The organism is Nocardia asteroides, assembly GCF_900637185.1.
Taxonomy (GTDB): Bacteria; Actinomycetota; Actinomycetes; order Mycobacteriales; family Mycobacteriaceae; genus Nocardia; species Nocardia asteroides.
The window spans coordinates 1460023-1476662 of the sequence record NZ_LR134352.1 but is presented as its reverse complement, the minus strand read 5'-3'; the positions used below and the strand labels follow the sequence as shown (position 1 = coordinate 1476662).

The window sequence follows — 16640 nt, the reverse complement described above, 5'->3', positions numbered from 1 at the left end:
TCAGCGCGCCAGCGTGCCAGGGAACAGGAAGGCCTCGCGCGGCGCCGCCGTGGTGTCCAGCCATTCGGCCAGGAAGTCGCGCAGCGGCAGCGAGGTCCGGCTCTGCAGGAACTCGCGGAACTCGGGCATCGAGCCGTGCCCGTCGCGGCGCGCGTCGACGTAATCGTGGACGGCGGTGAAGAACACGTCCTCGCCGAGGAGTTTGCGCAGCGCGTGCAGGAACAGCGGACCGCGGTAGTACACCGAGGTGAACTCCTCGCCCGCACCGGGATTCGCGAGCGGGATCGCCCAGAACTCGGGGTCGTCCCGGTACTTCGCCACGGTCTCGCGGTACTCGGTGTCGACGTCGGCGCCGTCGATCCGCTCGGGCCACAGATAGTCGGCGGTGTAGCTGGCGAAGCACTCGTTCAGGCAGATGTCGGACCACTGCCGGATCGACATGGTGTCGCCCCACCACTGGTGCGCCAGCTCGTGCACGACGGTGTTCAGGTCGGCCCACGGCGCGTAGGTGGGCCGGGTCTGGGTTTCCAGCGAGAAGGGGATCTCGGTGTCGACGTAGATGCCGCCCGCCACGTCGAACGGGTAACGACCGTAGAGCTTTTCGAGGAAGTCGAGGATCTGCGGCACCCGGGTCTCGTCCTCGCGGTTGCCGTCGGACTCCGGCGCGAACGCGCTCAGCACGGGCGTGCCGTCGGCGCGGCGCTGTTCGAGGAAGGTGAAGTGGTCGACCGCCATCGTGGTGAGGTAGCCGATCACCGGCTGCCTGGTCTCCCAGGTGGTGAACAGGCGGCCGTCGCGCACCTCGTGCGCGGTGCGGTCGCCGGTCGACATCACCTCCCACTCGGCGGGGACCGAGGCACGCAGGGTGAAGGTGGCCTTGTCGAGCGGGGTGTCGTTGAGCGGATACCAGGTGGCGGCGCTGTGCGGCTGGCCGACGGCGAACGCGCCGCCGCTGGGCGCGTAGGTCCAGCCCTCGCCCTCGGTGTCGGCGGCCGGGCCCGCGTAGTCGACGACGATGCGCATCGGCAGGCCGGGCAGCAGCGGGAGCAGCGGCGTCACGACCAGTTCGCTGTCACCGTCGCGGGCGAAACCCGCCGGCTGCCCGTTGACGGTCACCATCAGCACCTCGGGGCCCCGGTAGTCGAGGTTGAACTGCGTCAGCGGCTGGGTCGCCCTGGCGTCGATGCGGGCGGTGCCGCGCAGCAGGTAGGTGGACGGCTCGTAGTCGATCGTCAGGTCGTAGTGGCCGACGTCGTAGCCGCCGTTGCCGTCGAGCGGATAGTAGGGATCGCCCAGTCCGGGCGCCCCGATATGCCCCGGATCGGCGCTCACCGGGCGCGGTCCGAGCGCCAGCAGGGCGAGCACCGCGACCGCACCGGCCGACCATCGCATCAGGGCAGACACCTTTCACCGGCTGGTCAGTGGACGTACTCCATCGTCGCAGCCGCGCCGCGATACTCCTAGCCCAGCTCGCCCGGCAGCTGCTGCGGGTCGAGCAGCAGGCGCTTGGTGGCGGTGCGCCGCACCCGGGCCGCGAGGGCCAGATTCTCCGCCAGCAGCCGCCATTCGAGTTCGGTGATGGCGCCGCGGGCCCGCTCGATCACCGCGCTGTCGCGGGTACCCCAGGCGATCGGCATGGCGGTGACGAGCTGCCAGCGCTCACCGACCTGGCGCGGCGCGCGGTCGGTGCGGACCGCCACGGCGGGCACCCGCTCCCCCGGTTCGGGCGCGTGGCCGGGCAGGGCCCGCACCTTGCGGGTGATCAGCGCCCAGCTGCGGGTGGGCGCGGACGGTTCGGCCACGTCGACGAGGGCGAGCAGCACGATGCCGGTCGGTTCGGCCTCGGTGACCACGGCGGGCACCAAAGCGCCGTCCTGGTACAGCTTTTCGATGCTGGACCGGTGCGGGGTCCACAGCGCCACCCACAGCGCGATGACGGCGGCCAGCACGCACACGACGGCCAGCAGATACCCCCAGGCCTGCCCGCTCCACAGCAGCGCGGCGGTGGCCGCGACGGCGAGCCCGGCGGCCAGCAGCGCCACCAGCCGCAGTCTGCGTAACCCGGTGAACGTCTCGTTGACCGCGTGAGCATGCTCGCGGTCGACCACGAATTCGAAGCGGCGCACGCTTTCCTTCCTAGCACAGGTTGCGGAGGGATTGCCTCCACTTATCTGCCGAGGGCGTCACCGCACGCTACCGCGATCCGACCGGGCGATCGGCGTCCCGCGCCGCCGGAGACCGAACCGCGACCGGCGCGATCACCCGCCGATGGCGGGCCCGAGCAGGTCGTCGGCGTCGGTGATGCGGTAGGCGTAGCCCTGTTCGGCCAGGAAGCGCTGCCGGTGCGCGGCGTACTCGGCGTCGAGAGTGTCGCGGGCGACCACCGAGTAGAAATGCGCCTGTCCGCCATCCTGTTTGGGCCGCAGCAGCCGGCCGAGGCGCTGCGCCTCCTCCTGCCGGGACCCGAAGGTGCCCGAAACCTGCACCGCCACCGACGCTTCCGGCAGGTCGATGGAGAAGTTGGCCACCTTGCTCACCACCAGCACCGGGATCTCGCCGGACCGGAAGGCGTCGAAGAGTGCCTCGCGCTCCTTGTTCTTGGTGGCGCCGGTGATGACCGGCGCGTTCAGGTCGACGCCGAGTTCCTCCAGCTGGTCGAGGTAGGCGCCGATCACCAGCGTCGGCGCGCCCTTGTGCCGCTCGAGGATGGACTCCACCACCGGGATCTTGGTGCGCGCGGTGGAGCACAGCTTGTAGCGCTCCTCCGGCTCGGCGGTGGCGTACGCCATCCGCTCGGCGTCGGTGAGGGTGACCCGCACCTCCACGCAGTCGGCGGGCGCGATCCAGCCCTGCGCCTCGATGTCCTTCCACGGCGCGTCGTAGCGCTTCGGGCCGATCAGCGAGAACACGTCGCCCTCGCGGCCGTCCTCGCGGACCAGGGTGGCCGTGAGGCCGAGCCTGCGCCGGGACTGCAGGTCGGCGGTCATCCGGAAGACCGGCGCGGGCAGCAGGTGCACCTCGTCGTAGATCACCAGGCCCCAGTCGCGGCTGTCGAACAGCTCCAGGTGCTTGTACTCGCCCTTCGACTTGCGGGTGATCACCTGGTAGGTGGCGATGGTGACGGGCCGGATCTCCTTGCGCTCACCGGAGTACTCGCCGATCTCGTCCTCGGTGAGCGTGGTGCGCGCCAGCAGCTCGCGGCGCCACTGCCTGCCCGCCACGGTGTTGGTGACCAGGATCAGCGTGGTGGCCTTGGCCTTGGCCATGGCGGCGGCGCCGACCATGGTCTTGCCCGCGCCACACGGCAGCACCACCACACCGGACCCGCCCGCCCAGAACGAGTCGGCCGCCATCTCCTGGTAGTCGCGCAGGTGCCACTTGCCCTCGGTGTAGTCCAGGCCGATCTCGTGCGCCTCGCCGTCGACGTAGCCGGCCAGATCCTCGGCGGGCCAGCCGATCTTGAGCAGCATCTGCTTGATGTGGCCGCGCTCGGACGGGTGCACGATCACCGTGTCGTCGTCGATGCGGGCGCCCAGCATGGGCGCGATCTTCTTGTGCCGCAGCACTTCTTCGAGCACCGCGCGATCCAGGCTGACCAGGCACAAGCCGTGCGCGGGATGCTTGACCAGCTGCAGCCTGCCGTAGCGGCCCATGGTGTCGACGATGTCGACCAGCAGCGGCTGCGGCACCGCGTACCGCGAGAAGCTCACCAGCGCGTCGACGACCTGCTCGGCGTCGTGGCCCGCCGCGCGCGCGTTCCACAGCGCCAGCGGCGTGATCCGGTAGGTGTGCACATGCTCGGGCGCGCGCTCGAGTTCGGCGAACGGCGCGATGGCCTGGCGGGCGTTGCCCGCCAGCTCGTGGTCGACCTCGAGCAGGAGGGTCTTGTCGCTCTGCACGATCAGCGGACCGTCGGTCACAGTGCTCCTTGGCGTCCGGGGCCGCGTTCGTCGGGCACGCCCCGTTCGGGGTGCGTTCGGCCGGGATGGTTCTGCGGGATGCCTGCGGTTGTGCCGCATCGGCAGCCTCGGTCGATTGTACGGACCCGCGCCGACACGACCTGGGGCGATGGCGCGGGGGCAGGGTCCAGCCGCTGCCGACTGGACCGCGACAAGACCCACCTGACCAGGTCAGACTCGACACGTGCTTCAGACGACGGCGGTTCTCGGGGTTGCGGCGGCGGCGCTCGGCATGGTGCTCACGCCGGGACCGAACATGATGTATCTCGTGTCACGCACGGTGGCCCAGGGCCGCCGCGCGGGGCTGATCTCGCTGGCCGGGGTGGCGGCGGGTTTCGGGGTGTACCTGCTGGCGGCGACGGCCGGGATCACGGCGGTGTTCGCGGTGGTTCCCGGCCTCTACCTGGCCCTCAAGCTCGCGGGCGCCGGGTATCTGCTGTGGCTGGCCTGGCAGGCGCTGCGGCCGGGCGGGGTGTCGGTGTTCACGCCGGTCGACCTGCCCGTCGACCCGGCCCGGCGGCTGTTCACCATGGGCTTGGTCACCAATCTGCTCAATCCCAAGATCGCGATCATGTACATGGCGCTGATCCCGCAGTTCGTCGATCCGGGACGCGGGGCGCTGTGGTGGCAGAGCCTGTCGCTGGGTGCGGTGCAGATCACCGTCGCGCTCACCGTCAACGCGCTGATCGTGCTCGGCGCCGCCGGGCTGGCCGGCTTCCTCACCGCCCGGCCGCTGTGGCTGCGCGCGCAGCGGTACCTCATGGGCACCGCGCTCGGCGCCATCGCGGTGCTGCTCGCCACCGACCGCACCCGGCCCGCGCCCGCCTGAGCCCGCACACTCCCTCCCGCGACCCGGTGAGACCGGTCGCGCCGGGCGCGGCACCGCGTGTCACGCTGCTGGGTGGACCGGGCGAGAAGGAGTGAGCGGTGAGTGTTGGGGTGCTGGTGGCGACGGTCGCGGCCGAGCCATCCGGGCTGGATTCGGCGGCCACCGCGCTGCACCGCGGTGGCGAGCTGATGGGTGTGGTCTCGTTCGCGGCCTCGGGCGCGTTGGTGGCCGTGCGCAAGCGGCTCGACCTGTTCGGCATGGCCATCCTGGCCACCGCGACCGCGCTGGGCGGCGGCATCGTGCGCGATCTGCTGATCGGGCGCACCCCGCCGGGCGCGTTCACCGACCTCACATATCTGTCCGCGTCGCTGCTCACGGCGCTGGCGCTGTACTTCATCGCCCCCTCGCGCCGTCTCACCAAGGGCCCGCTGGAGGTGGCCGACGCGATCGGGCTCGGATTGTTCTGCGTCACCGGCACGGTGATCGCCTACGGCGCGGGCATCGGCGCGCCCACCGCCGCCCTGCTCGGCATGACCACCGCCATCGGCGGCGGTGTCCTGCGCGACGTGCTCAGCGGCGAGGTGCCCTTCGTCCTGCGCCCCGACCAGGACCTCTACGCCATTCCCGCGCTGTTCGGCGCGGCCGCCACCGCCACGCTGCTGCATTTCGACCTGTACCGGTCGTGGACCGGCCTGCTGGCCGCGCTCGGTGCCATCGGCTTCCGGCTGCTGGCTCGGCACTACCAGTGGCACGCGCCGCTGGCCCGGCACGCCCGCGACTGATCAGTGCCCGGCACGCAGCCTGCGCACGCCCTCGTCGATGGTCTCGTCGCGTTTGCTGAACGTGAAGCGCACCAGGTGATTCCACTCGTCGGGATGGTCGGTGAACACGCTCACCGGCACCGCGGCGACGCCGAGGCGCGCGGGCAGTTCCCGGCAGAAGGCCATGCCGTCCGCGGCGCCGAGCGGGCGGATGTCGGCGCACACGAAGTAGCCGCCGGAACTGGCCGACACCCCGAACCCGGTGTCGCGCAGTGCCGCCGACAGCCGCAGCCGCTTGTCCGCGAGGCTGTCGCGCATGGCGAGCACCCAGCCCTGCTCGGCGTCGATCGCGTGCGCCACCGCGGGCTGGAACGGACCGCCACCGACGAAGGTGAGGAACTGCTTGGCCGTGAGCACCCCGTCGAGCAGCGGGGCCGGCGCGCACACCCAGCCGATCTTCCAGCCGGTCACATTGAACGTCTTGGCCGCGCTCGACACCACCACGGTGCGCTCGCGCATCCCGGGCAGGGTGGAGATGCTGATGTGCTCGGTCCCGTCGTAGACCAGGTGCTCGTACACCTCGTCGGCCAGCACCAGCAGATCGTGCGCGCACGCCAGTTCGGCGATGGCGGCGAGTTCGGCGTGGTCGAGCACCGAGCCGGTGGGGTTGTGTGGTGAATTGATCACCAGCATCCGGGTTTTCGGGGTGATCGCGGCGCGCAGGCTGTCCAGGTCCAGGACGAAGCGGTCACCGTCGGCGACCAGGCGCGCGGTCCGTCGCCGGGCGCCTGCCAGCGCGACCGCCGCGGCGTAGGAGTCGTAGTACGGCTCGATGAGGACGACTTCGTCGCCCGGCTCCACCAGCCCGAGCAACGCCGCGCTGATGGCCTCGGTGGCGCCGACGGTCACCAGGATCTCGGTGGCCGGGTCGTAGGCGGTGCCGTAGCGGCGGGCGCGGTCGTCGGCGATCGCCCGGCGCAGTACGGGGACGCCGCGGCCCGGCGGGTACTGGTTCATGCCGTCGGCGATGGCCGCCCTGGCGACCTCGAGCATGCCCGCGGGCCCGTCGGTGTCGGGGAATCCCTGCCCGAGATTCACCGCGTCGTGGCGTACGGCGAGTTCGGTCATCTCGGCGAAGATCGTCGACGCGAACGGGCGCAGACGGGACACGGTGGGCGGCACAGACGGCATCCCCGCAGCGTATCCCACCTTTCGGCGACGTTGCCGACCGATAGCGAACACGCATGTTTCACAAACATTTTGCCCACTTGACCTGGGCTATTGTGCGATGACCCAGGCTGAGCTAGCCTCGCCGTGTTCTACCTCACACACCACAGCGTGGTGGCATATCGAAAGGGGCTCCCAATGGCCTCACCTCTGCTCGATTTCATCACCGGACCGGCAGCGTCGGAGGTTGCCGGTTCGGCTCTGCGGTTCATCCACGACCATCTCGTCGGCAGCCCAATCGTCGACTACTTCACCGGTTCGGCGACCCCGGACAACAACATGGGCTCCTCCACCGGTGACATGAACCTGGGTTCGTCCACGGGTGACCACCAGTGGGGCTCGACCTACCCGTAGACACGCGTCGCGTCGGACCGGATCGCGCGGGTCCGGTCCGATGCGCGAGGTCAGCGCATCCGCGCGCCCGACAGCTTCGCCACATTGGCGAAATCGTAAGCAGCCCAGACTTTCCCGTCCCGCACCGCGAAACCGAGCACCCGCACGGCCCGCCCGAACGGCGAGTTCGGATCGGTGAGCACGAGGCCCGACTGCCCGTTCACCGCCGCGAAAGCGAGCTCCAGCCCCGACTCCGCCATGTTCTTGCGCCACAGGCCCACGGCCAGCCGCGCCACCTTCTCCGCTCCCACAACGACATTCAGCGCCGTCCTGGTGGAGCCGCCCGCGTCGGCGGTGAACGAGGCGTCCGGATGCAGGGTCGCGGCGACGGCGGCGATGTCGCCAGTGGCCAGCGCGGCCAGGAACCGCTGCACCGCCTGATCGTGCACGTCGTCGGTCACCGGCTCCGGCGCCCTGGCCGCGGCCTTGCGGGCGCGCACGGCCAACTGCCGGGCCGCCTCGGACGACACGCCGAGGATGTCGGCGATCTCGTCGAACGGCACGTCGAGACTGTCGTGCAGGACCAGCGCCACCCGCTGCTGCGGAGTCAGCGCGTCGAGCACCACCAGCGCCGCCATCCGGCTGTCCTGATGGCGCACCACTGCCTCCAGCGGGTCCGGCATGCGCGAGGGCATGGTCACGATCGGCTCCGGAAGCCACTGCCCCACATAGGTTTCCCGACGCACCGCGGCACTGCGCAGATGGTCCAGGCAGATGCGGCTGACCACCGTGGTCAGCCACGCGCGCAGGTCCTCGATCTCGGACTGGTGTACCCCGGCCATCCGCAGCCAGCTCTCCTGCACCGCGTCCTCGGCGTCGCCGACGCTTCCGGTGAGCCGGTAGGCGACCGAAAGCAGATGCGCTCGATGTGATTCGAACAGGTCGGTGAGAAGCGGGGAAACCATCGCCGATGATCCTACGGACCGGAAAACCTGGTGAGAAACCGGGCGTCGACCTGCCAAGATGACGTCATGTACGAACACGTACTCACCGACGGCACCGTCTGGCTCACCCGCCCCACCGGGGCCGATCTCGACCGCATCGTCGAGTGCTGCCAGGACCCCGAGGTAGGCCGCTGGACGACGATCCCGGTCCCCTACGGCCGCGCCGACGCCGAACAGTTCCTCGACCTGGTCGTCGCGCCCGGCTGGGCGAGCAACACCCCGGTCTGGGCGATCCGCACCGCCGCCGACGGCCGCGTCGAGGGCATGCTCGGCACGCACGACCGCGGTCCCGGCGTCTGCGAGATCGGCTTCTGGCTCACCGCCGACCACCGCGGCCGCGGCCTGATGTCGCGCGCCGTCGCCCTGGTCTGCGACTTCGCCTTCGCCCCCGACGGCCTGGCCCTGGCCCGCCTCACCTGGCGCGCCATGGTCGGCAACCACCCCTCCGCCGCCGTCGTCCGCCGCAACGGCTTCCACTACGAGGGCCTGGCCCGCCAGGGCGGCATCCAGCGCGGCGCCCGCGTCGACGAATGGCACGCCGCCCGCCTCACCACCGATCCCCCGGGCCCCGCGTCCGGCTGGCCTGCGGATGTCATCGCGACGTGACGGTTTGCCCTGGTTGACCAAGCGTGGACACCACCGTTAGCATGTATCCACCAACCCAGTCCTCACGCAGGGCTGGGTCTTTTTTTGCCCGGCGCATCGGCCCGGGGTGGGGCTCGTTCACATCGCACTTCGTTGGGGGCGCAATGCGGGTTGGCGTGTACATCGATGCTTACAACTTGTACTACGGCATGCGGGGCATCTGCGGCCGAGGCACATCCGGCTGGCGCTGGCTCGATATCCGCGCGCTCGCCGAATCGCTGTGCGGGTGGCAGGGTGCGACCGTGGACCGCGTCGTCTACTGCACAGCCCGGGTCGACGCGACGGACAATCCGGATGCCCACCGGGACCAAGGCGTCTATCTCAATGCGCTGCAGGCAAGCGGGGCGATCGATGTTCTCGAGCTCGGCCGCTACGTCGCCTGGCCGAAATCGGCTCCGCTCGCACGCCCGAACAAGGCTGGCCGGGCCGACGTTGTGACCGCCACCGGAAAACACCACTGGTCACCAGATCTTCCGATCCGCACGTCCACCAACGGTGCCGGCGACTGCGTGCTCATGGCGACGGTGCGGATGCGTGAGGAAAAGGGTTCGGACGTGAACGTAGCGACGCACCTGCTGACCGATGTGTTCGGCGGCCGGATCGACGGCGCGATCGTGATTTCCAACGACTCCGATCTCGCGCTGCCCCTGCGCATCGCACGACAGCATGTGCCGGTCGGGACCGTCAATCCCGGCTCTCGGCAACTTGCCGGGGCATTGCGCGGCACCGCGACCGAAGGCGCGGGCCGACACTGGTGGGCAAGGCTGTCGGCGCAGCACTATTACTCGTCTCAGCTCGCCGACCCCGTGGACAGCCATTGGCGGAAGCCGACAGGCTGGTAGTTCGATCGAGACCGATCGGAGGACTGATGCCCGATGACGTGCGGTTCGACTGGCTGGCCGAGGCCATGGGCGTGGGGCCGGAGGATCGGGTGCTGGAACTCGGGCCCGGCGTCGGGGCCTCGCTGGTGCGGGTCGCGGGGCGGCTGCGGGGTGGGCGGGTCGTCGGGGTCGACAGGTCGGCGACGGCGGTGCGCCGGGCGCGGGAGCGGTGTGCCGAGGAGATCGCGGACGGGCGGGTGCGGGTGGTCGAAGGCGCCATCGGGCCCGCGTCCGTAGGTGCGGTGCTGGCCGAGATCGGCGGCGGGCGGTTCGATCTCGTGTTCGGGGTGAACGTCAATCTGTTCTGGACCGGGCCTGCGGTCGGCGCGTGGGCGATGGTGCGTGAATGTCTGTCGCCGGGTGGGCGGTTCTGGCTCTGCTACGGCTACGGCGGGCCCGATGCGCCGTCCACGAGCCCGAAGCCGGATCTCGCCGTGCTCGAGAGTCGCGCCGCCGCTGCGGGATTCGGCTGCCGGGCGCGCACTGCCGGCGATCTGCTCGCGGTCGAACTCACAGCGGCGGGCTGACGATCACGTCAGTGTGCTGGTTTCGCGGCGTCGCGGCGCCCGCGGCTAGCGATCTGCTCGCGGTCGAACTCACAGCGGCGGGCTGACGATCACATCAGTGTGCTGGTTTCGCGGCGTCGCGGTGCTCGCCGCCGGCGATCTGCTCGTGTCGGAATCACTCCCGGCTGACGATCACGTCAGCGAGCTGGTTTCGTGGCGTTGCGGGCTGTGCCGCGGTGGGCGGTGACGGTGGTGGGGTCTTCGGGCCAGGAATGTTTGGGGTAGCGGCCGCGCAGGTCGGCGCGGACCTGGGGCCACCCATTCTTCCAGAAAGAGGGCAGGTCGGCGGTGACGGCGACGGGACGCTGGGCTGGGGAGAGCAGGTGCAGCAGGATCGGGGCGCGGCCGTCGGCCAGGGTGGGCGGGGTGCTCCAGCCGAAGATCTCCTGGACCTTCACCGCCAGGACCGGCGGGTCGGCGGTGTAGTCGAGGCGGACGCGGCTGCCGGACGGGACCTCGAGGCGTTCGGGAGCCAGCTCGTCCAGGCGGGCGGCCTCGGGCCACGGGAGCAGACGGCGCAGGGCGGTGCCCGCGTCGATGCGGGTGAGGTCGGTGCGGCGGCGGGCGATGGTGAGTTCGGGGCCGAGCCAGGGGTCGAGGTCGGCGAGAAGGGCGTCGTCGTCGACGGCGGGCCAGGGCGCGCCGAGGATGCGGTGCAGGAAGTCGAGGCGCTGACGCAGGGAGCGGGCGTCGTCGTCCCAGCGCAGGAGCTCGAGTCCCTCCGAACGCAGACCCTCCTGGAGCGCCTCCTGGAGTAGGGCCGAATCCGGTTCGCGCAGCGGCTTTTCCGTCAGGATGATCGCGCCCAGCCGCTCCACTCGCCGGGCGACCACGTCACCGGACTCCCACCGCACCTCCTCCGCCGAGACGACGAGCCCCGGCGCAGCAGCCCGCGCCAGTTCCTCATCGGCGATGGCCGCCAACCGAATTCGCCCTTCGGCGCGCCCGGGGTCGCGATCCGCGACCGCCACCGCGAGCCATTCCGCCGCACCGAGTCCCGACCCCGGCGGCAAAGTGACCGCCGTACCGCCTGCCATGAGATACGACTGCCCGCTCGTCCGCCGCCGCGCCAGTCGCTCGGGGTACGCCAAGGCGATCATGAGCGCTGCGGAGTCGGCTCGCCCACCGACCCGGTCCCCCACCGACGGGCCGGAGTCGCCGTCGGCTGTCGCCATACCTCGGCCCACGTCGGCGGCACCCACTCCCTGACCCGCGCCGACGGCCGACCCTACTCGGCCCGGACCTTGCGCGCCGGAGTTGTCACTCGCTGCCGGTTCCGAAGGTGGCCCCGAATTGCCTGCACGCTCTAGTTCGTGGGCCGCCAGTTCGCGTACCTGCGCGGAATCCGCGGGTGTGCCCCCGATCTCGCGGGGCAGATGCGCGGCGACGAGGTCGGCCAGGCGCCGGACTTCTCTGGTCCAGCGCTGTGGGCGTTCGGCCCGGAGGGTCCGCAGCGCGGCGGCCGCGTCCACTCCGGAGGCCAGGGAGTCGTCGTCCATGAGGGCGACCATTTCGGCGGCCGCGCGGGGGCCCACCTCGCGGGCGCCGTCGAGGAGGGCGCGGGCCAGGCGGGGATGCAGACCGAGGGCGGCCATGGCGCGGCCGCGGTCGGTGACGGTGTCGGTGTTGTCGAGGGCGCCGAGCGCGCGCAGGACGGCGCGGCCCGCGGCCAGGCCGCCTTCGGGTGGGGCGTCCCACCAGGACAGGCCGGAGCCGTCGGGCGTGCCCCAGCACGCCAATTCCAGTGCGAGACGGGTGAGTTCGGCCGTCCGGATCTCGGGTTCGGGGTAGGCGGGCAGAGTCTGGTGCTCGTATTCGGGCCAGCAGCGCCAGGCGTGGCCCGGCCCTTCCCGGCCCGCGCGGCCCGCGCGCTGTTCGGCCACCGCGGCCGATACCCGCACCGTCGCGAGCCCGGACAGTCCACGCCGATGGTCGATGCGAGGCACCCTGGCCAGTCCGGAATCCACCACCGCGCGCACGCCCGGCACGGTGAGGCTGGATTCGGCCACCGCCGTCGACAGGACGACCCGGCGCCGGGCGCCCGCGCGCAGCGCCGAATCCTGCGCCGCGGCGGCGAGGCGTCCGTGCAGCGGCAGCACGTCGACGTCGTCGAGGTCGCGCAGCAGTCCCGCGGTCCGGTTGATCTCGCCGACCCCGGGCAGGAAGACGAGCACGTCACCGTCACCACCCGCGAGCGCGGCGCGCACCGCCCGCGCCACCTGCGCTTCGACCCGCTCACGCGGCAGAGCGGGCAGATAGTCGAACGCGACCGGATAGGCCCGTCCGCGCACCTCCAGCACCGGCGCCCGCCCCGACGGTGCGTCCGGTTCCCCGACGGCGAGCAGCTGGGCCAGCCGATCCGCCGCGACCGTCGCCGAGGTGGCGAGCACCCGCAGGTCCGGCCGCAATCCGGACCGCGCGTCGAGCAGCAACGCCAACAGCAGATCAGCGTCCAGGTGCCGCTCATGACATTCGTCGAGCACGACCGTGCCCACCCCGGCCAGCTCGGGATCGCGCTGCAACCGCCGCACCAGCAGCCCCGAGGTCACCACTTCGATCCGCGTCCTCGGCCCGACCTTCCGGTCACCGCGCACCGCGTACCCGACGGTCTCCCCGACCCGCTCCCCCAGCAGCGCCGCCATTCGCGCCGCCGCCGCCCGCGCCGCCAACCGCCGCGGCTCGGCCACGACGACCCGCCCCTCGGTCCCCGCGGCCAACGCCAACGGCACCAGGGTCGTCTTCCCGGTCCCCGGCGGCGCGACCAACACCGCGACGCCCCGCTCGACCAGCGTCTCGACGATCCCGCCCAGCGCGGACCGCACCGGCAGATCAGGAAGTTCAGGCAGCTTCATCGCCCACCAGTCTGCCGACCCGGAACCCACCCCGGAAACCCGCCTGGCGGACCCCGCTCAGCGCAGCGTTTCCTCGATCGTGTCCGCGGTCAGAATCTGCCCGGCCCACCGATTCAGATCGTCGGGATCAGCCACCCGAACAGTCTCGACCACATCCTCAGGAACGACACCGAACTTCAACCGAAGCTGATTCAGCAACGTCTTGACCACGCCCCGAACCTCACCACGGGCCTCGCCCTCGGCACGTCCACGCAACTCACCCTCGGCACGAAGCCGATCAGCAGTCGTCACCAGGGCCTCCGGTTCGCTCATGATGCCGCGAAAGAAGCTGTCGTGTGGGTTGTCTCGGCGCCCAGTCACCGGCACACCATACGCCCGGGCAAAAGGGGGTTTTCCGAGGTGGCGGTGGTGGTTACTGTGCGGGGGATGAGTATCGAGTTCGCCTTGACCACACTCGTTGTCGTCGCTACGCCGGGGACGGGGGTGTTGTTCACGCTCGCGGCGGGGTTGGCTCGTGGGGTGCGGGCGAGTGTGGTGGCGGCGTTCGGGTGCACGCTGGGGATCGTGCCGCAGGTGGTGGCGGCGGTGACGGGACTGGCGGCAGTGCTGAACGCGAGTGCGGTGGCGTTTCAGACGTTGAAGTATCTCGGCGTGGCGTATCTGCTGTACATGGCGTGGAATACCCTGCGCGACAAAGGCGCTCTGGCGATTCCCGAGCTCGAGTCGGGACCCGCGCCGTCGGTGCGGCAGGTGATCACCTCGGCGGTGCTGCTCAATATCCTGAATCCGAAGCTGACGATCTTCTTCTTCGCGTTCCTGCCGCAGTTCGTGCCCGCCGGCGCACCGAATGCCTTGGCGCACATGCTCGAACTGAGCGGCGTCTTCATGCTGGCGACCTTCGTGATGTTCGCTCTCTACGGCGCCGCCGCGGCCGCGGTCCGCAAGCAGATCCTGTCCCGCCCACCGGTCGTCACCTGGATGCGCCGCGCCTTCGGCGCCACCTTCGTCGCCCTCGCCGGACGCCTGGCAGTCCAGAATCAGTAGCCGGACCGTGCGCCGAAGTATCGACGGGTCGATAGATCGGCGGGGAGATATGTCTCGACCGCGAGCTCGTCCAGCGCGGTATCGAAGGCCGCCCCGAAGGTGGCGACCGTGTTGACCAGGCAGAGTTCGGTCCCCTGATAGTCGAGCAAGATCCGCAGCGCCGCCTCGGACGGATCGGGCGGACCCGGCTCGGGGCCGAACACCACCAGTTCTTCGTATAGCTCGTGCAGGAACAGATCCCCACTGCGCGCGGCCTGATGCGCCAACCGCGACAGCAGGTAGGACCGCACCTGGTCCAGGTTACGCAGTCTGGGCGCGAGACCGTCGGGACGCAGACCCACTCGCATCATGTTGATCGGCGGCCGTAGCAGTTCCGCGGCAGCACCTTCCAGGAACATCGCGACAGCGCTGTTGGCCAGTACCAGATTCCAGTGCCGGTCCACTGCCAGCGCGGGATAGGGCTCGTGTGCGAGCAGTACCTGCTGGACTGTTTCCCGCGCCCGTACCGAATCCGACTCATCCATAGGCGACTCGCGCAGAACGGGCGCGTGCCCGGCGGCGACCAGCAGTCGATTGCGTTCGCGCGGTGGCACTTCGAGAACGTCGGCCAGATGCAGCACCATGGCGATGCTCGGCACCGCGCGCCCGGTCTCGACGAAACTGATGTGGCGTGCCGACACCTCGGCCTGGATCGCCAGGTCGAGCTGACTCACCTGCCTGCGCCGCCGCCACTCCCGCAGCAACTCACCCACCGGACGATCGTGCGTCATCCCCCGAGTCTGCGCCCACACCCGGCCGCACCGCCATTACCAGGCACGTCATCGACGAGGCGGCACCGCGTCGGCGACAGTCGGCCCATGGACAACAGACAACTCGTCATCGACGGCTTCCGGCGCTTCGCGGCGGGCGACATCGAGGTACTCCGCACCCTGCTGCACGAGGACTTCGTCGAACACAGTCCCGGAAACCCCAGCGGGCGAGACGCATTCATCGAACACATCGGCAACGCGCCCGTCGCCGGGGCAGCGCTGGAACTCCACCGCGTCGTCGCCGACGACGATCTAGTGGTGGTGCACTACGCGATGACCCCGCGCGGCGCCACCACGAGCAGCGCTGTCGTCGACATCTGGCGACTCGCGGACGGCTTGATCGTGGAGCACTGGGACGTCGTCCAGCCGGTGCCCGCGCCCGACCGGATCCCGAACGGCATGTTCTGAGAAAGCCGAAGGACGCCCCCCGGGAGAGGGGCGTCCTTCGATGGGGGTCAGGCCTTGCGGCGGGTTTCGACGGCGGCGGCGAGGCGGTCGAGCTGGGCGGCGGTGGTGGTCCAGTCGATGCATGCGTCGGTGATGGACTGGCCGTAGGTGAGGTCGGCGGCCTTGCCGAGGGTCAGGTCCTGACGGCCGGCGACCAGGAAGGACTCCAGCATCACGCCGACCACGCCCTGCTCGCCCGCGGCGAGACGGTCGGCGATGTCGGTGACGACGTCGACCTGGCGGTTGTGGTCCTTGTTGCTGTTGCCGTGGCTGGCGTCGACCACCACGCGCTGCGCGAGCGAGGACTTCTCCAGCCGCAGCTTGGCCTCGGCGACCGAGGCGGCGTCGTAGTTGGTGCCGTTGCTGCCGCCGCGCAGGATGACGTGGCAGTCGGGGTTGCCCGAGGTGCGGATCAGCGCGGAGCGACCGTCGAGGTCGGTGCCGGGGAAGACGTGGCTGGCCGCCGCGGCGCGCACGCCGTCGACCGCGACCTGCACGTCACCGTCGGTACCGTTCTTGATGCCGACCGGCATGGACAGCGCCGAGGACAGCTGGCGGTGCACCTGGCTGGCGGCGGTGCGGGCGCCGATCGCGCCGTAGGAGACCAGGTCGGCGATGTACTGCGGGGTGATCGGGTCGAGGAACTCGCAGGCCACCGGCAGGCCGAGCGCGGTGATGTCGACGAGGACCTTGCGGCCGATGCCGAGCCCGGTGTTGACGTCGAACGAGCCGTCCAGGTGCGGGTCGTTGATCAGGCCCTTCCAGCCCAGCGTGGTGCGCGGCTTCTCGAAGTACACCCGCATCACCACGTGCAGCCGGTCGCTCAGCTCGGCGGCCTTGTCGGCCAGCTTGCGGGCGTAGTCCAGCGCGGCGGCCGGATCGTGCACCGAGCACGGGCCGACGATCACCATGAGGCGGTCGTCGTCGCCGTTGAGCACGTCGACGGTGGCCTTGCGGCCCGCGCGCACGGTGTCGGCGAGCTCGTCGGTGATGGGGTGGACCAGGCGCACCTCGGCGGGCGAGCGCAGGGGGCTCACGCTGAGAGTGCGCTGGTCATCGAGATCGGAATGCCGCGAGTCGACATCGGCTGCGGTGGTCATGTGTGGGTTTCCTATTCTTCGAGGCCGACCCACGGACTTTCGCGAACCCGTCGAGCCGGTCAGTGTCCGGCTCGGGGTGGAAGAGGTCAGCGCGCAGGGTCGCAGACCGGCCCACCCAGGGCCGGCTCGCTAAACCAGAAATATGCGCGCTGCATGCCGTGGACTGTACCACCGGTGAAACGT

17 protein-coding genes are annotated in these 16640 nt (G+C 70.6%); 8 read left to right on the top strand and 9 right to left on the bottom strand.

Going from position 1 to position 16640, the window contains the following annotated elements:
* The 3 genes from EL493_RS07085 to EL493_RS07075 form a co-directional block, all read right to left on the bottom strand.
* Positions 1-1392 carry a M1 family metallopeptidase gene (locus EL493_RS07085; protein WP_019044913.1) on the bottom strand — a complete coding sequence of 464 codons (1392 nt, stop codon included), beginning with the start codon at positions 1390-1392 and terminating at the stop codon, positions 1-3.
* A gap of 68 nt (positions 1393-1460) precedes the next feature.
* Entirely contained in the window at positions 1461-2126 is a 666-nt protein-coding gene (locus tag EL493_RS07080; RefSeq protein WP_019044912.1) for a DUF3239 domain-containing protein, read from the bottom strand.
* A gap of 132 nt (positions 2127-2258) precedes the next feature.
* A complete protein-coding gene (locus tag EL493_RS07075; RefSeq protein WP_019044911.1) occupies positions 2259-3920 on the bottom strand; it encodes a DNA repair helicase XPB in 1662 nt (553 codons plus the stop codon).
* A 271-nt stretch (positions 3921-4191) separates the two neighbouring features.
* Between EL493_RS07075 and EL493_RS07070 the strand changes: the two genes are divergently transcribed.
* The gene (locus EL493_RS07070) at positions 4192-4788 is read left to right on the top strand and encodes a LysE family translocator (RefSeq protein ID WP_019044910.1); all 597 of its coding nucleotides are present in this window, start codon (positions 4192-4194) and stop codon (positions 4786-4788) included.
* Positions 4789-4976: 188 nt separating this feature from the next.
* On the top strand, positions 4977-5570 hold the full coding sequence (locus EL493_RS07065; RefSeq protein ID WP_126406064.1) for a trimeric intracellular cation channel family protein: 594 nt from the start codon (positions 4977-4979) through the stop codon (positions 5568-5570).
* Here EL493_RS07065 and EL493_RS07060 read toward each other — a convergent pair whose 3' ends face one another.
* Complete coding sequence (locus EL493_RS07060) at positions 5571-6740, bottom strand: pyridoxal phosphate-dependent aminotransferase (protein WP_019044908.1); 1170 nt, start codon at positions 6738-6740, stop codon at positions 5571-5573.
* A 174-nt stretch (positions 6741-6914) separates the two neighbouring features.
* Here EL493_RS07060 and EL493_RS07055 point away from each other — a divergent pair, with 174 nt between their 5' ends.
* Positions 6915-7130, top strand: a complete 216-nt coding sequence (locus EL493_RS07055) for a hypothetical protein (RefSeq protein WP_019044907.1) — start codon at positions 6915-6917, stop codon at positions 7128-7130.
* Between the two features lie 50 nt (positions 7131-7180).
* Here EL493_RS07055 and sigJ read toward each other — a convergent pair whose 3' ends face one another.
* Positions 7181-8074: an RNA polymerase sigma factor SigJ gene (gene sigJ / locus EL493_RS07050; RefSeq protein ID WP_019044906.1), complete on the bottom strand. Its 894-nt coding sequence runs from the start codon at positions 8072-8074 to the stop codon at positions 7181-7183.
* A gap of 66 nt (positions 8075-8140) precedes the next feature.
* On the opposite strand from sigJ, the gene EL493_RS07045 reads away from it, so the two are divergent.
* From EL493_RS07045 to EL493_RS07035, 3 genes are all read left to right on the top strand, one after another.
* Positions 8141-8719: a GNAT family N-acetyltransferase gene (locus tag EL493_RS07045; RefSeq protein WP_019044905.1), complete on the top strand. Its 579-nt coding sequence runs from the start codon at positions 8141-8143 to the stop codon at positions 8717-8719.
* Between the two features lie 155 nt (positions 8720-8874).
* The gene (locus tag EL493_RS07040; RefSeq protein WP_019044904.1) at positions 8875-9600 is read left to right on the top strand and encodes a PIN domain-containing protein; all 726 of its coding nucleotides are present in this window, start codon (positions 8875-8877) and stop codon (positions 9598-9600) included.
* 26 nt (positions 9601-9626) lie between these two features.
* Positions 9627-10166, top strand: a complete 540-nt coding sequence (locus tag EL493_RS07035) for an SAM-dependent methyltransferase (protein ID WP_019044903.1) — start codon at positions 9627-9629, stop codon at positions 10164-10166.
* Between the two features lie 176 nt (positions 10167-10342).
* Here EL493_RS07035 and EL493_RS07030 read toward each other — a convergent pair whose 3' ends face one another.
* Both EL493_RS07030 and EL493_RS07025 read right to left on the bottom strand, forming a co-directional pair.
* A complete protein-coding gene (locus tag EL493_RS07030; RefSeq protein WP_019044902.1) occupies positions 10343-13057 on the bottom strand; it encodes an ATP-dependent RNA helicase in 2715 nt (904 codons plus the stop codon).
* A 57-nt stretch (positions 13058-13114) separates the two neighbouring features.
* Positions 13115-13369 (bottom strand): RpnC/YadD family protein, encoded by a 255-nt coding sequence (locus tag EL493_RS07025; RefSeq protein ID WP_022565871.1) that lies wholly within the window; start codon positions 13367-13369, stop codon positions 13115-13117.
* A 114-nt stretch (positions 13370-13483) separates the two neighbouring features.
* Between EL493_RS07025 and EL493_RS07020 the strand changes: the two genes are divergently transcribed.
* Complete coding sequence (locus tag EL493_RS07020) at positions 13484-14101, top strand: LysE family translocator (protein ID WP_030200580.1); 618 nt, start codon at positions 13484-13486, stop codon at positions 14099-14101.
* Here the strand turns inward: EL493_RS07020 and EL493_RS07015 are convergent.
* Entirely contained in the window at positions 14095-14871 is a 777-nt protein-coding gene (locus EL493_RS07015) for an MmyB family transcriptional regulator (protein WP_030200582.1), read from the bottom strand. The two genes, EL493_RS07020 and EL493_RS07015, sit on opposite strands and share 7 nt — an antisense overlap.
* Positions 14872-14958: 87 nt before the next feature.
* Here EL493_RS07015 and EL493_RS07010 point away from each other — a divergent pair, with 87 nt between their 5' ends.
* Positions 14959-15318, top strand: coding sequence for a nuclear transport factor 2 family protein (locus tag EL493_RS07010; RefSeq protein ID WP_030200583.1), 360 nt, complete (start codon positions 14959-14961; stop codon positions 15316-15318).
* A 47-nt stretch (positions 15319-15365) separates the two neighbouring features.
* On the opposite strand, the gene EL493_RS07005 is transcribed toward EL493_RS07010, so the two are convergent.
* Positions 15366-16457 carry a 3-deoxy-7-phosphoheptulonate synthase gene (locus EL493_RS07005; RefSeq protein ID WP_030200587.1) on the bottom strand — a complete coding sequence of 364 codons (1092 nt, stop codon included), beginning with the start codon at positions 16455-16457 and terminating at the stop codon, positions 15366-15368.
* Positions 16458-16640 lie beyond the last annotated feature (183 nt).